16 protein-coding genes, 1 other RNA gene and 1 pseudogene are annotated in these 15,482 nt (G+C 33.3%); 4 read left to right on the forward strand and 14 right to left on the reverse strand.

Annotated elements, in window-relative coordinates; all coding sequences use genetic code 11:
• Positions 1-259 precede the first annotated feature (259 nt).
• Positions 260-817 carry a hypothetical protein gene (locus SOJ_RS11285; protein WP_002508237.1) on the forward strand — a complete coding sequence of 186 codons (558 nt, stop codon included), beginning with the start codon at positions 260-262 and terminating at the stop codon, positions 815-817.
• A 467-nt stretch (positions 818-1,284) separates the two neighbouring features.
• Here SOJ_RS11285 and SOJ_RS14440 read toward each other — a convergent pair whose 3' ends face one another.
• A complete protein-coding gene (locus tag SOJ_RS14440; protein WP_002512200.1) occupies positions 1,285-1,458 on the reverse strand; it encodes a VraH family peptide resistance protein in 174 nt (57 codons plus the stop codon).
• 231 nt (positions 1,459-1,689) lie between these two features.
• Between SOJ_RS14440 and SOJ_RS11295 the strand changes: the two genes are divergently transcribed.
• A complete protein-coding gene (locus SOJ_RS11295; protein ID WP_002508239.1) occupies positions 1,690-2,106 on the forward strand; it encodes a cytidine deaminase in 417 nt (138 codons plus the stop codon).
• Between the two features lie 37 nt (positions 2,107-2,143).
• On the opposite strand, the gene SOJ_RS11300 is transcribed toward SOJ_RS11295, so the two are convergent.
• The 3 genes and pseudogenes from SOJ_RS11300 to SOJ_RS11315 all read right to left on the reverse strand — a co-directional run bounded on the left by SOJ_RS11300 (position 2,144) and on the right by SOJ_RS11315 (position 3,525).
• A complete protein-coding gene (locus tag SOJ_RS11300; protein ID WP_002508240.1) occupies positions 2,144-2,599 on the reverse strand; it encodes a GNAT family N-acetyltransferase in 456 nt (151 codons plus the stop codon).
• Between the two features lie 12 nt (positions 2,600-2,611).
• A pseudogene (fosB, locus tag SOJ_RS14225) lies at positions 2,612-3,030 on the reverse strand (FosB/FosD family fosfomycin resistance bacillithiol transferase).
• Positions 3,031-3,054: 24 nt separating this feature from the next.
• Positions 3,055-3,525 carry a GNAT family N-acetyltransferase gene (locus tag SOJ_RS11315; RefSeq protein ID WP_002508243.1) on the reverse strand — a complete coding sequence of 157 codons (471 nt, stop codon included), beginning with the start codon at positions 3,523-3,525 and terminating at the stop codon, positions 3,055-3,057.
• A 101-nt stretch (positions 3,526-3,626) separates the two neighbouring features.
• Between SOJ_RS11315 and SOJ_RS11320 the strand changes: the two genes are divergently transcribed.
• Together SOJ_RS11320 and SOJ_RS11325 are read left to right on the forward strand one after the other, a co-directional pair.
• Positions 3,627-4,286 carry an HAD family hydrolase gene (locus SOJ_RS11320; RefSeq protein WP_002508244.1) on the forward strand — a complete coding sequence of 220 codons (660 nt, stop codon included), beginning with the start codon at positions 3,627-3,629 and terminating at the stop codon, positions 4,284-4,286.
• 64 nt (positions 4,287-4,350) lie between these two features.
• Positions 4,351-4,788, forward strand: a complete 438-nt coding sequence (locus tag SOJ_RS11325; protein WP_002508245.1) for a GNAT family N-acetyltransferase — start codon at positions 4,351-4,353, stop codon at positions 4,786-4,788.
• Between the two features lie 120 nt (positions 4,789-4,908).
• Here SOJ_RS11325 and ssrA read toward each other — a convergent pair.
• The 10 genes from ssrA to SOJ_RS11370 all read right to left on the reverse strand — a co-directional run bounded on the left by ssrA (position 4,909) and on the right by SOJ_RS11370 (position 15,369).
• Positions 4,909-5,270, reverse strand: a transfer-messenger RNA (tmRNA) gene (gene ssrA, locus SOJ_RS14230).
• Positions 5,271-5,376: 106 nt separating this feature from the next.
• Positions 5,377-5,841, reverse strand: coding sequence for an SsrA-binding protein SmpB (gene smpB, locus SOJ_RS11330; RefSeq protein WP_002508246.1), 465 nt, complete (start codon positions 5,839-5,841; stop codon positions 5,377-5,379).
• A 22-nt stretch (positions 5,842-5,863) separates the two neighbouring features.
• Positions 5,864-8,242 carry a ribonuclease R gene (gene rnr / locus SOJ_RS11335; protein ID WP_002508247.1) on the reverse strand — a complete coding sequence of 793 codons (2,379 nt, stop codon included), beginning with the start codon at positions 8,240-8,242 and terminating at the stop codon, positions 5,864-5,866.
• A gap of 39 nt (positions 8,243-8,281) precedes the next feature.
• Entirely contained in the window at positions 8,282-9,022 is a 741-nt protein-coding gene (locus SOJ_RS11340) for an alpha/beta hydrolase (RefSeq protein ID WP_002508248.1), read from the reverse strand.
• 118 nt (positions 9,023-9,140) lie between these two features.
• Complete coding sequence (gene secG / locus SOJ_RS11345) at positions 9,141-9,374, reverse strand: preprotein translocase subunit SecG (protein ID WP_002508249.1); 234 nt, start codon at positions 9,372-9,374, stop codon at positions 9,141-9,143.
• Between the two features lie 68 nt (positions 9,375-9,442).
• Positions 9,443-9,904, reverse strand: a complete 462-nt coding sequence (locus tag SOJ_RS11350) for a hypothetical protein (RefSeq protein WP_002508250.1) — start codon at positions 9,902-9,904, stop codon at positions 9,443-9,445.
• 419 nt (positions 9,905-10,323) lie between these two features.
• Positions 10,324-11,628: a surface-displayed alpha-enolase gene (gene eno, locus SOJ_RS11355; protein WP_002508251.1), complete on the reverse strand. Its 1,305-nt coding sequence runs from the start codon at positions 11,626-11,628 to the stop codon at positions 10,324-10,326.
• A gap of 192 nt (positions 11,629-11,820) precedes the next feature.
• Complete coding sequence (gene gpmI / locus SOJ_RS11360; RefSeq protein WP_002508252.1) at positions 11,821-13,338, reverse strand: 2,3-bisphosphoglycerate-independent phosphoglycerate mutase; 1,518 nt, start codon at positions 13,336-13,338, stop codon at positions 11,821-11,823.
• Position 13,339: 1 nt separating this feature from the next.
• Complete coding sequence (tpiA, locus tag SOJ_RS11365; protein ID WP_002508253.1) at positions 13,340-14,101, reverse strand: triose-phosphate isomerase; 762 nt, start codon at positions 14,099-14,101, stop codon at positions 13,340-13,342.
• A 77-nt stretch (positions 14,102-14,178) separates the two neighbouring features.
• On the reverse strand, positions 14,179-15,369 hold the full coding sequence (locus tag SOJ_RS11370; RefSeq protein ID WP_002508254.1) for a phosphoglycerate kinase: 1,191 nt from the start codon (positions 15,367-15,369) through the stop codon (positions 14,179-14,181).
• Positions 15,370-15,482 lie beyond the last annotated feature (113 nt).

A 15,482-nucleotide genomic window follows, 5' to 3' on the forward strand; every position in this document is an offset into this window, starting at 1 on the left:
TACCTTCATTATACATCAAAATGTAATTTTTTACTTGATAATCAAAATTTATTATTAATTATACAATTTAATTGTTATATAATCGTATAACAATTAATGGTTTTTATAGTAATTAAGGGCATCTAATTGCAACATAATTTAAAGCCATCCCTCTACATTTATAATGATACTTAACTTAATCTTAACAATTTAGTTTCACTATTCATTTTTAAGTATAGTACAATTAAGTTATATAATTATTTTTTAGGGGGATGTATAAATGAAGAAGTTATTGTTTTTATTTCTAGCAAGCTTTTTAATATTGGCTGCATGTGGGAATGAAGAAGAAAGTAAGTTAGACGACACAAAGGAAACTAAATCTGAAGATAAAGATAGTAAGAAAGATGATAAGGATTCAGATAAAGGATCAGATGAAGAAAAAGATAAGTCAGATGAAAAACAAAAATCAGACGACAAATCATCTGAAGAAGTAACAACACAAGATGAAAGTACTGAAGAAGCTCAATCGCAAGAACAAGTAAATACACAAGAACAACAATCTACACAACAGCCGGCCCAATCACAACAACAAACACAACAAGCGCCTGTTCAGTCTCAAGAACAAGCTCCTATGGCTAATGAACAACCGACACAAGAGCAACAAAGAAGAGAAATTGATTTAAATAGATTACCAAATGGCGATTTCTCTACTGAAGGCATGTCCAAAGATGCTCAAATGCAAATAGAAGAATTAACTAGACAAAAAGATTTTGAAGGTTTACCACAAAAAGAGTACAACGATCAAGTATCTGCAATTATGAATAGTGAAATGAATTAATTACGATACATCTATCAAATGCTTTTTTTATTTAAAATCAATGAGTTTATTCAACTTATACTTAATACTCACAAACAAAAAAGGCTTAGCCACAATGGCTAAGCCTTTTGATATGGAGATGCGGGAGTTCATCAAAGCATTTATGTATCAAATCATTAAAATTTATAATCGTATTTTCACTTTTCTTTATTGTTATTATTACATTTACTTATCGTGGTTTTTATTTTGCTTTTTACGGAAATAAAAATTTAAAAATATAAATATTAGCCCAATCATTATGAATACACTATGACTTATAATTTTCAATAAAATAAATCTATCTAAATCAAAAACACTAAATACAATTGGCTATAAAATTACTATAACCAATAAATATATAACTACTTTATTAGAAGTTAGATACTTCGCAATAATAATGGACACTTTTTTATGTTATCCAATGTAATCCAGATATTCTCATAGAGTTATTATTTCTCTAAAACATCCTCATTTAAGATTAAAAATGCTATAACACCTATTGGTACACCTAATAATGGTGTTACAAATATACTTGCTATAATGATATAAAAAACTAGCATCCAAACGTCATCAGATTCCCATTTTTTATTTAACAAATAATGCCACATCTCTTTTAAACTCATTAAAAAATCATCTCTATATTCCAACCAATATATGTTTATTTAAAAATATATTATCACACTCACACTATAATACAAACCGCATATTTATATATGAGGTTTTAACTTAAAAGTATTACTTCAAATGTTAGTTTTAATAACTCAATAACTTTCCTTCTTTCATAAGAAATATCCCCTAATCATTTCCAGTTATAGTAGTATTGATTTATATAAATATTTTTCGGAGGTACGTTTATGAATATTGAACAGAAACTTTTTGAAGATGCTAAAACCTTGATAAAAGAAAGATATCCAAATGGATGGGGTGGTGCAGCTGCAATGTATTCAAAAAATGGAAACACTTATACATCTGTTGCGCCAGAGATTATAAATGCCTCTAGTGCTTTGTGTATTGAAACAGGGGCAATATTAGATGCACATAAATATCAAGACATTATTACTCATTCAATTTGCGTTGTAAGAGATGATGAATATAGTAATTTTAAAATACTTACACCTTGTGGTACATGTCAAGAAAGACTATTATATTGGGGAAATAAAATTAAAGTCGGTGTAACAACTGATAATAAGCAACCACAATACAAATTTTTAAATGATTTACAACCTTACCATTGGACTAAAGCTTATGATGACATTGAATTCTCAGAATAAATTTAATAAACATTAAGTCAACTATTTTTAGTTGGCTTTATTTTATATTATCTATACTTTTCGAAAATCCAGATGATTTGTTCTCAAAACCATTATTTTTATAAAAACTATGAGCATTATCCCTTTCTTCTCTATTTCCACTATTTAAAGTGATTGCTTTGCAGCCTAATTGAGTTGCTAATATTTCTGACTCTTTTAATAAAAGTGTTCCATAGCCTTCTTCTCTATAATTAGAATTAATTACGAATGCTAGTAAACGCATATATTCTCCATCTTTTTCATAAAAAAGCATTTTACACATACCACTCAAGCCGATTATTACATTATTCTTAATTAAAAGTAACAAATAATAATCTGTATGATTATATATCTTTTTCAAACGACTGATTAATGATTCTTTTGTTGTTGGATAACCTAAATCTTTATATAAACCTAGCAATTCATCTATCCGATTAATGTCATTCTCTTCAAATAACCTTGTTTCTATTGTCATAATATAACCTACTTATATATAAAATTTCATATCTGGCTTTTCTTCTTTATAATATTCTAATCTATCTTGCAACGTACCTGTATGCAATTCTAACTTGTGGCCGTCTGGATCAGTGAAGTATATTGATTGTTTATCTCTTACATCTCTATTACTTCCTTCTAATATATTAACGTTGTTATCTTTTAACCATTGATACCAGTCGCCAAATTCACTTTCATCTATTGTAAATGCCATATGTGTATATGAGTATTGAATTTCATTTCTAGGTATATTTTTTCTTCATTTAACGCTAGCCACAGACCACCTAATGTGAAATACGCTGTTTTGCCTCTCTCTACTAAAATTTTAGCTTTTAATATATCTTTATAGAAAGCAATAGATGTCTTAATATTCGATACTGAATAAGTCACGTGGTTTATAGATTGAATCATAAAAAATCCTTTCATATTATATAATCACTTCAATTTTTTCTCCATACGATAATTTGTAGTTTCGAAACCCATTTTATTATATAAAGATACAGCTCGCTTATTGTGTCCGAATACATGCAAACCAATACTTTCTACTTCTTTATTTTTGCAGTATTCTTCTATACATTCCATCGTTTTTGTACCTAAACCTTGCCCTCTATATGTATCTTTAATTTTAATATCATAAATAAAACATTTCTTTTGTTCTTTAACTTTAAATATATGTAACCATAAATAACCTATATCTACATTATTATAAATCACAGATAGTAAATATTGATTACTTGTATTTAACCCCTCAGGCAGTAAATTTTCAAATTCTGTACGCGCTCTTTCAATTGATCCATCTTTCTCCCAATCACCACTTTTAACATGTTCTGCAGCATATTCAATTATACTTTCCTCATAAAATGCTTTGAAAGTTTGCTGATTCATGTTTTCTAAGTAAAGACTCATATTTAATTCCTCCTTATTCTAATAAATACTTTGAATTATATGATATCATTGTTTAAATTGATTGAATATTCAAATAATAAAAATTAGGGAGTATTAAAATTATGATAAAAGCAATTTTATTTGATTTAGATGGAACAATTTTAGATAGACCTTCTTCGTTAAATAAGTTTATGGATTATCAATATGACAAATTCATTAACTACCTAAACCATATTGATAAAAATACTTTCAAAAGTAAATTTATTGAGTTGGATCAAAATGATTATGTTTGGAAGGATAAAGTTTATACACAATTAATAGACATCTTTAATATTAATCATATAACCGCTGACATTTTACTAAATGACTATATCAACAATTTCAGAAAACATTGTTTACCATATCCAAATCTAAAAGAATTGTTAGATATACTTGTCTCAAAGAATTACGAAATAGGTATTATCACAAACGGAAAATATCCTTTCCAGTACAATAATATTAAAGCATTAAAAATCGAACACTACATGGATGTCATTTTAGTTTCGGAAAAGGAAAACATCAAAAAGCCTAATCCTCTTATTTTTGAAAAAGCAGCTAAAGAATTAAATGTAGGTTTATGTGAGTGTATTTTCATCGGTGATAGTTTTAAAAACGATTATGAGGCATCTAAATTAGCAGGAATGCATAGTATATACAGATTTAATGGAGAAAATGATATTCCTAATGTAACTGATAGTATTCAAAATTTGTATGAACTAACTGGTATTATTAAAAAATGTTGATGAGCCCATATAAATTATTCGTTAATATTATATATTTATAATTAAAATGAAAAGGTGGATACGTATGGAATTCAGAAAAATTCAAAATGAAGATTACAATAATTGTGCAAAAAATTTAGTTTCAGCTTATAAGGGACCTCCATGGTATAATAATTGGACTGAAAAGGAAGCGTTACTTAGAATTGAAGCTACAATGAGCGGCTTTAATTCTAGAGGTTATGTCATTGAAGAAAATCACAAAATAATAGCCATGTGCATAGGTAGAATAGACTATTATTTTAGTGGCATGAACCAATTTTGCATCGACGAATTTCATGTCGTCCCTGAATCCCAAAACAATGGTATAGGTAAAAAATTAATAAATTCTGTCTCTAATTCACTCAAACTTAATGGAATATATAAAATTTTTCTAATTACAGGTGGAGAACCAGCAGCAAATTTTTATACAAAAAATGGATTTATAAAAACAAATGAAGGAATCATGATGGAACTCGAATTATGATTAAAAAACAGGAACAATTAGGATCAAAATAAACGATGTCAATTACGTGCAACAGTGGGATTTGAAATTAATATTAACTTAAATACAAAAAAGGCTTAGCCACAATGGCTAAGCCTTTTGATATGGAGACGGCGGGATTCGAACCCGCGTCCAGAGGTCCTGATACAGATCTTTCTACGTGTGTAGTCTATCATTGAGTTTCGCATAATGGTAAGTGATAGACGGCCATCATTATGCTAGTTTGATTAATCTCTTCTAGGCAGACTTCAAACGGCAGTGCCTAGCGTATCCTACTAAAGGTTGAATCGCGGTTAACGGCACATAGGAGATGCCGTTAGGCGATGCAGAGTGCTATTACGCAGCTACTGCGAAATTATTGTTTTCTTTGCCAGTTATTATAACTGTGTGTGTTAGTGACGGAGACAACCCTCCGACACGCTTAACCTGCTCATGGTACCCCTGTCGAATCCAAAAACGCCCCCTAAATAGTATAAAATGCACTTCCTATCCACTTCACGCTTATCGCTCAGCTTTTTAGAAAGCACATATTATATTACCAAAGATTAGGGTCTTTGGCAATATATCCGCTTAATAACGGTCTTTCATCGCTCTATCCATGTCACGTTTTACTGCTTTATCTTTCAATGCTTGTCGCTTATCGTAATTTTTCTTACCACGTGCAACGCCTAGCAATACTTTACAGTGTCCATGTTTTAAATAGAGTTTCAATGGCACAATCGAATAACCTACTTCTCTCGTACGTTCACCTAATTTTTCAATTTGACGTTTGTGCAATAAAAGTTTACGTGAACGGCGAGGATCATGGTTAAAGCGATTACCTTCTTCGTACGGAGCAATATGCATATTGTTAAGATACATTTCACCGCGATTAACTTGCGCATAACTATCTTTAAGATTGGCACTGCCACGACGAATTGACTTAATCTCAGTCCCTTGTAACACAATGCCCGCTTCAATCGTATCTTCAATGACGTAATCATGTCTGGCTTTACGATTTTCAGCTAGTGTTCCCGGTGATTTTTTCTTTGGCATTGAGTTTCACCTCTTTGTTGAGTTATTTTTTCTTCTTACGTGCTTTATTTTTCACATTTTTATCTTTATAAAATGGTTTGTGTTTTGTATTACCACTATTTGATTTATCGTTGTTACGTTGATTTTTACCTCGACGTTGTTTGTGTTTCGTTTTACCTTTGCTGTCACCTTTAGACTTATCTGATGATTGGCCACGAGGATTCGCTTGGATTGTCTTACCACGTGAAGGTCTTTGGCTACGTTCATTTTTAGGTAATGGCATACCAACGATTTGGAAATCGATCATGCGCTCATCTACGTCTACGTTGATGACTTTAATTTGAACTGGGTCGCCTATACGGAACACTTTAGCCTGACGTTCACCAATCATTGCCATTTGACGTTCATCGAAATGGTAAAAATCGTCTGTCATATTCGAAACATGTACCATGCCTTCAATCGTATTTGGCAATTCAACAAACATACCAAAATTAGCAACTGAACTAATAATACCTTCGAATTCTTCGCCAACATGTTGTACCATATATTCTGATTTTTTAAGTTCATCTGTATCACGTTCTGCTTCAATCGCTCTACGTTCTCTTTGAGATGTATGATCCGCAATTTCTGGTAACAGTGCTTCCCATTTTGACTTCTCTTTATTGTTCATAGATTGTTCTACAATATATTTACGTATTAATCTATGTACGATTAAATCAGGATATCTACGTATTGGTGACGTGAAATGAGTATAGTATTCAGCTGATAAGCCAAAGTGTCCTAAATTTACATCATCATAACGTGCTTGTTGCATTGAACGTAACATCATTGTTGAGATAACCATTTGTTCTGGTTGCCCTTCAACTTCTTGTTGAATCTTTTGTAATGTTGAAGGATGGATTTCTTCTCCTGTACCTTGAATCATTAGTCCAAAATTCGTAATAAAATCAAAGAACTTGCGTAAACGTTCTGATTTAGGTTGTTCGTGAACACGATATATGAATGGTACTTCTAAGTGATCAAAGTGTTCTGCAATCGTTTCATTTGCTGCAAGCATAAATGACTCGATTAAGCGTTCCCCTTCTCCACGTTTTCTTAATTCTACATCTGTTGGGATACCTTCTTCATTAACGATTACTTTTGCTTCACTAATATCGAAGTCGATTTCACCACGACGTCTTCTCATGTTAACTAAACGTTGTGATAAATCTTGTGCTAAGTCTAACATTGGCGTAACTTCACTGAATTTTTCACGTGTGTCTGCATTTTGATCTGTAATGATTTCATTCACTTCATCATATGTCATACGATAATTTGAATGTATCACACTATCAAAAATCTCATGCTTAACGACTTCTCCACATTCATTAAATTCCATGCGACAGCTCAATGTTAAGCGATCAACGTCTGGATTTAAAGAACAAATACCGTTACTTAAGCGGTGTGGAATCATAGGGATCACACGGTCAACTAAATAGACACTTGTAGCTCGACTATATGCTTCTTCATCTAAGGCTGATCCTTCAGTGACATAATAACTAACGTCAGCGATACTGACTGTTAATTGCGTATGACCATTGCTTAGCTTTTTAATACCAATTGCATCATCTAAATCTTTTGCGTCCGCGCCATCAATTGTAATTGTAAGTTCATCACGTAAATCGCGACGGCCTTCAATTTGTGATGGTTCAATTTCATCCGGCACGGCTTCAGCTTCTGCTAAAACATTGTCTGGAAATTCAATTTCAATGCCATGTTGATAGATGATTGATAATATATCTACCCCTGGATCGTTTTTATGGCCTAATATAGCCGAAACTTGTCCTTCTGGATTGTTTGTACCATCTGCGTACTTCGTGATCTGTACAAGTACTTTATGGCCGTCTACAGCGCCTAAGTTATGTCCTTTGGCGATAAAGATGTCTTGCATAATACGTTTATCATCTGGTAATACAAAACCGAAATGGCGTGCTTCGCTAAACGTACCAACCACTTGTGTGACTGAATGCGTTTCTATCGATTTCACTTCGCCTTCTAGCTTACCTTTATGTTCACCTTTTGAATTTTGTACTTCTACTAGGACCGTGTCACCGTCCATGGCTCTATTAATTTTTGTAGGTGGAATAAAGATATCATCCATTTCACCTTCTTCTGGACGTAAGAATGCAAAGCCTTTTTTATTCTGGCTTAGTTTACCCTTCACCAATTTTGATTGTTGGGATTTGTTAGATTCCTTGCGTTGATATCTATCTGTTTTTGTACGTTGAATTAAACCTGTTTGTTCTAATTCAACAAGCACCTTAATTAAGTCTCTAAATGAGTCGGCACTATTTAAACCTAATGCGTCTTGAAAATCAGATACAGACATGGGTTCATAATCTGGTTGTTTAATAATTTCTTCAATGGCTGGTTTTAAATTCATTATGCCCCTCCTTTCTTTTTTTAAATAATTCTATAATTTTTATTCAGACCAATCTAATGATTCTAAAAATTGGTATACATCTTCAAATACTAATTCTTTTTCCTTATCAATTGTAATGACATGTCCGGAATTCGCATACCATTTAATATCTTTCTCATCAGATTCGCTCTCATTGTATATAATGTTTGCAGAATCTGTATTGATCATTTGGTCTTGTTCTGCTTGAACGACCAATAATGGATCCATTACTTCGTCCACATGATCTCTTACATCTTGGATTTGTCCTTGAAGCTCTTTTAAAGTTTCTGAAGGTTGAAAAACGTCCATTTCTTTATTAATTGTGGTTTCATCTTTACCTTCATACTTTTTAAAATTGCGGGCATATTCTAGCACACCATCAAACATAGACCCTTCTGTCTTAATGTACATAGGTGAACACATAGTTATAATACCCTTTACATCTCTGTTTAAGCTTAATTTTAATGCATAGCAGCCACCAAGTGACAAACCAGCGACTACAATTTCATCGTATCCTTTTTCAACTAAAAAGTCGTAACCGTCTAATGCTTCTTTAAACCATACAAAAGGACTGGATTTTAATATTTCTTCAGGGGGTGCAGCATGTCCCTCATAGTGAGGCGCATAAGATGTGTACCCTTTTTTCTGTAAGAATCGGCCTAATTGTCTTACATCTGATGAATTCCCAGTGAAACCATGTAATAATAACACAGCTCGGTTGCCTTCTTCAAAAAAGAATGGCTTTGGAAGTTTGATTTGCATCGTGATTCAACCCTTTCGCTTATGCTTGATTTCGAGTTAATTAATTTTTATAAATTTCTTTTTAGCGTACAACATATCTATTATAAATAAAAAAGCCCGACTTTAACATTGTCGGACCTTATAAACCAAAATAACTTATGCCTAACATTAACAAGAAGAAAATGACAGACAATATAATTGTTAATCTATGCAAGAATAAATCGACACCGCGTTGCTTTTGTTTACCAAATAACTGTTCGGCGCCACCACTTATCGCACCTGATAGTCCATTACTTTTACCTTCTTGGAGTAATACAACAGTTACTAATGCAATACATACTAAAACTAAAATAATCATTACTACTGTATGCATGAAAATTGTCCTCCATTCATTATATACGAATCGCATTATACCACACGTTCGTCTTCTTTAGCAAACTACTATCTATTGAACGTACTCTTACGTTTAATAGAAACAGCTAACATATAAATCGCTAATACAAATGACATAATCAATACAACCGTTAATGGAATTAAATTAATTCCTGCTTTAACATCTAATATTGCTCCATATACCGGACCGATATTAACTACATTATACAAGATTTGTGAGATGAATACAGCAAACATAAACCACCATAAATAAGTATGTCTATTCCAGATGGCGATGATACCTGCTAAGTTAGCAAATATGTACATTACGCCTGTAAATTGAAAACTATTTTTAATTGTTCCAACAGCATTTTCCGATGGCTTTTGTTCACTATTTAAAAGTAATTGTTTAATTACACTATCATCTAAAACAACAAATAAATGTATTGCATAAAGAATAGCGATGATTAATGAACTATAAGCAATCAGATGAGCCGTTTTTGTTTCTCTTGATTTAGGTTTTACATCCATATAAATTAAGGCTCCTTCTATGATTTACATCTTTAATTATATCAGTTTCATAGTGAAAGATGAACAATTTAAGCAAGTCTTACTATATAAATTATGTGACATAATTTATATAGTCATATTGTTAGGAAGTACTACAAATCCTGTTCGTTTAGCATTTCATCTACCTTCATACTTCCGTTTAAGTAGACGTATTCATTAACTTCGCACCACTCAAGTGGGCTTCTGGAGGATTACAATAGCTAAAGCTATTGCATAAGAAGACCTAACCACTAAAGTGGACCCTGAGGTTTACAATAGCTTTAGCTATTGCATAAGTCCTACTAATCTCAATTTCATTGAAAAAGTAGGACTTTAAAAAAACACGCAAGCCATAAATGACTTGCGTGTTAGCGCGTGAACTCTTTAATTTTTAAGCGATATTATTTAGATAAGTTATAGAAAGATTTAAGTCCGTCAAACTTAGCAGTTTCGTATAATTCATCTTCAATACGTAATAATTGGTTGTATTTAGCAATACGGTCTGTTCTTGATAATGAACCTGTTTTGATTTGACCAGCATTTGTTGCAACAGCGATATCAGAAATTGAAGTATCTTCTGTTTCACCTGAACGGTGAGAAATAACTGCTGTGTAACCAGCTTTTTGAGCCATTTCAATAGCTTCAAATGTTTCAGTTAAAGTACCGATTTGGTTAACTTTAATTAGAATTGAGTTACCGATACCTTTTTCGATACCTTCTTCTAATTTAACAGTGTTTGTAACGAATAAATCGTCACCTACTAATTGTACACGATCACCGATACGTTCAGTTAATACTTTCCAACCGTCCCAGTCGTTTTCGTCCATACCGTCTTCAATAGAGATGATTGGATATTTGTTAACTAATTCTTCTAAGAAGTCAACTTGTTCTTCAGCATTACGTTTTTTACCATTTTCGCCTTCGAATTTAACGTAGTTATAAACGCCATCTTCAAAGAACTCAGAAGATGCACAGTCAAAGCCTAAGAATACATCTTTACCTGGTTCTAAACCAACTGCTTTAATTGCTTCTAAAATAGTTTCTACTGCGTCTTCAGTGCCTTCGAATTTAGGAGCGAATCCACCTTCGTCACCAACTGATGTTTCTAAACCACGGTTTTTAAGGATTGATTTTAAGTTGTGGAAAATTTCTGCGCCCCAACGTAATGATTCTTTAAATGTTTCTGCTCCAACTGGTAATACCATGAACTCTTGGAATGCGATTGGTGCATCAGAGTGAGAACCACCATTAACAATGTTCATCATTGGTACTGGTAATTGTGTACCGTTGAATCCACCTAAATATTTGTAAAGTGGTTGGCCTAATAAATCAGCTGCTGCACGAGCTACTGCTAGTGATACACCAAGAATAGCGTTAGCACCTAATTTACCTTTGTTTTCAGTACCATCTAATTGGATCATCATTTTGTCGATAGATACTTGTTCTAGAACTGAAAATTCACCTTCAACTAATTCTGGTGCAATAATTTCGTTTACATTTTCAACTGCTTTAATAACACCTTTACCTAAGTAACGGTCTTTATCACCGTCACGTAATTCTACTGCTTCGTGTTCACCAGTAGAGGCACCTGATGGAACTAATGCGCGACCAAAAGCGCCACTCTCAGTTAATACTTCTACTTCAACTGTTGGGTTACCGCGTGAGTCTAAGACTTCGCGAGCGTAAACATCTGTAATAATTGGCATGTTTATAATCTCCTTTATAAATAAGTAGTTTAGAAATATTAAATTTCATCTTCATTATAGCTTTAAATACTATAAATACAAAGTAATTTAATTCTCTTGTGTTGTTTATAGATGCTACAAATTATCAGAATAAGAAACCCTTCTATCTTAATTTATAGCATCAATTTTCACTCTAAATTTTAATTCATTAAATTAATGATTGATCAATGATTCACCAGTCATATCTTCTGGTTGGTTTACATTGAGTAAATCTAATAATGTTGGTGCTAAGTCACCTAGACGACCCGTTTCACGCAATGTTACGTCTTCTTTAGTAACGATAACTGGAACTGGATTCGTCGTATGTGTAGTCATAGGTTTATCATCATCTGTTAATACCATGTCTGAGTTACCATGATCTGCAGTAACGATAGCATGACCACCCATTTCTGTAATCTTATCAACCACTTCGCCTAGACATTCGTCTACAGCTTCTATTGCTTTAATCGTTGGTTCAAGCATACCACTATGTCCAACCATGTCAGGGTTAGCAAAGTTTAATAAGATTAAATCTAAGTCACCTTTATTTAATTCTTCAATTAATGCATCTTTAACTTCGTATGCACTCATTTCTGGTTTAAGGTCGTAAGTTGCAACTTTTGGTGAGTCGATTAGACGACGACGTTCACCTTCAAATTCAGCATTACGTCCACCACTCATGAAATAAGTGACATGTGGGAATTTTTCTGTTTCTGCAATACGCAATTGTTTTAAACCATTGTTTTGAACAACTTCGCCGATAGTATTTGTTAAATCAACTTTTTCAAAAACAATTTCTGCTTTCACATTGTCGTTATATTTTGTAAATGTTGCATAAAATAAATCGTCAATTTGTTCAACTTTGAAACCTTCGAAAGCTTTGTCTGTAAATATTTCAGAAAGTTGTCCTGCTCTGTCTGGACGGAAGTTATAAAAAACAACTGCGTCGCCATCATTCACACCGTCATTTTGATCTTTTACGATAAATGGTTCAACAAACTCGTCTGTTAAATCTTTCTCGTAGTTAGCTTCGACACCAGCTTTAGCTGACTCAAAAGTTTCACCTTTAAAATTACGGATTGCATTATAAGCTTTTTCTTCTCTATCCCAACGTTTATCACGATCCATTGCGTAATAACGTCCTGAAACAGATGCAAATTGGCCAATGCCAAGTTCATCGAATTTAGCTTGCGTTTCTTCGATATATTTCAGTGATGATTTTTGATTTACGTCACGTCCATCTAAGAATGCGTGAACATAGACTTTCTCAACACCTTGCTTTTTAGCTAATTCTAATAATGCGAATAAGTGTTTATAATGACTATGAACACCACCATCAGATAATAAGCCAAAGAGATGTAGCGCTGAATTATTGTCTTTAACGTGTTGAATTGCGTTGTTTAATACTTCATTATCAAAGAAATCACCGTCTTCGATAGATTTATTGATACGCGTTAAACTTTGATAAACTACACGTCCAGCACCAATATTCATATGACCAACTTCTGAATTACCCATTTGACCTTCAGGAAGACCAACATCTAAACCACTTGCTTCGATTTGCGTTGTTGGATATTTACTGTAGTAACGGTCGAAATTAGGCTTATTAGCTAGTTTTACAGCATTACCATGTTCTGTTTCTCTATTTGCAAAACCATCTAAAATAATTAATGCAGTTGGTTGTTTCGCCATATTATTTTGCACCTTCTAACAATTGTACAAAATCATCCACTTTAAGTGATGCGCCGCCTACTAATGCGCCATCGATGTCTGATTGAGCCATGTATTCTTTAATGTTGTTAGGTTTAACACTACCACCATATTGAATACGCGTTGCATCTGCTACTGTTTGACTAGATAACTCAGCAACTGTTTCTCTTACAAATGCACACATTTCGTTAGCATCTTCAGAAGTTGATGATTTACCAGTACCGATAGCCCAGATTGGTTCATAAGCAATAACTACTTGTTGTAATTGCTCTTCAGATAAACCTTCTACTGCTTTTTTCACTTGGTTGCCTACAACTTCGTTTGCTTTTCCACTTTCGCGTTCTTCATCAGTTTCGCCAACACAAATGATTGGTGTCATGCCATGGTTAAATACAGCATGTGCTTTTTTGTTAATGTCTTCGTCAGTTTCTTTGAAGATTTCACGACGTTCTGAATGTCCAATAACAACATATTTAACACCAAGGTCTGCTAATGCAGCTGGAGAAGTTTCACCAGTAAATGCGCCATTATCTTCGAAGTAAGCATTTTGAGCACCGATTTGTAATCCTTGTGCTTTACCATCATTTACTAAAGTAACTAATGCGTCTAATTGAATTGCTGGCGCACAAATTACAGATTCTACTTCTTTAGTATCTGGTAATGTTGGTAATGCATTAACGAAATCTTTAGCTTCTTGAACTGTTTTATTCATTTTCCAGTTACCTGCGATAATTGGTTTTCTCATTATATAACACTCCTATTAGTAATTTATGATTAATATTTTAAACACTATAATCATGTCTTGCATATTTAGTCGTGCAATTATTTGTTAGCAATTGCGATAACGCCCGGTAGCTCTTTGCCTTCAAGGTATTCTAATGAAGCGCCGCCACCAGTTGAAATGTGACTGAAGTCATCTGCATATCCTAATGAAATTGCTGCTGCAGCTGAATCGCCGCCACCGATAATTGTGTTAGCATCTTTTAATTCAGCGATTGCTTCACAAATACCAATCGTACCTTTGGCAAAGTTACTTAATTCAAATACACCCATTGGTCCGTTCCATATAACTGTATGCGCACCTTGTAATTGTTCTTTAAATAATTCTACTGTTTTCGGACCAACATCCATTGCTTCTTGATCAGCTGGGATATCATCAATAGATACTTCTGTGATTTCAGCGTCATTTGAGAATTCTTTAGCAATTTTACAATCTACTGGTAATACAATTTGATCGCCAGCACGGTCTAATAATTCTTTAGCAAAGTCAACTTTATCTTCTTCTAATAATGATAAGCCAATTTCTTTACCTTGCGCTTTGAAGAATGTGTACGACATTCCGCCACCGATAAGTACTTTGTCAGCAATTTTCAATAAGTTCGTGATGACACCAATTTTGTCAGAAACTTTAGCGCCACCTAAAATTGCAACTACAGGTTTATCAGGGTTTTCAACTACGCCACCGATATATTTAATTTCTTTTTCCATTAAGAATCCTGCAACTGTTTCTAAATTAGATGCGATACCAACGTTAGACGCGTGCTCACGGTGAGCTGTACCGAAAGCATCATTTACGAATACATCGCCAAGTGAAGCCCAGTATTTGCCTAAGTCAGAATCATTTTTAGATTCTTTTTTACCCTCAACGTCTTCATAACGTGTATTTTCAACTAAAAGTACATCACCTTCGTTAAGTGCTTTAACAGATTCTTCTAGTTTTTCGCCGCGTGTTTCAGGTACAAACACAACATCTTTACCTAATTTTTCTGTTAATGCTGTAGCCACTGGTTTTAAAGTTAATTCTGCTTTATCACTTTCTTCTTTAACTTTACCTAGGTGAGAGAATAATACTACTTTTCCACCTTGCTCAATAATATGTTTTATTGTTGGTAATGCTTGAACGATACGGTTATCATCAGTGATTTCGCCGTCTTTCATTGGTACGTTAAAATCTGCACGTACAAGTACAGTTTTACCTTTTAATTCTATGTCAGTTACAATTTTTTTAGCCATATAAGCTTCCTCCTCTGAATGGAACAATAAAGTAAAATAAGCGGAGAAGCGATGTGCTCCCCGCTTACTCCTAAGCTTATTGTTTAAATTTAACAACATTTAAGCTTGTTAAA

It is taken from the genome of Staphylococcus sp. OJ82, assembly GCF_000294465.1.
Lineage (GTDB): Bacteria > Bacillota > Bacilli > Staphylococcales > Staphylococcaceae > Staphylococcus > Staphylococcus equorum.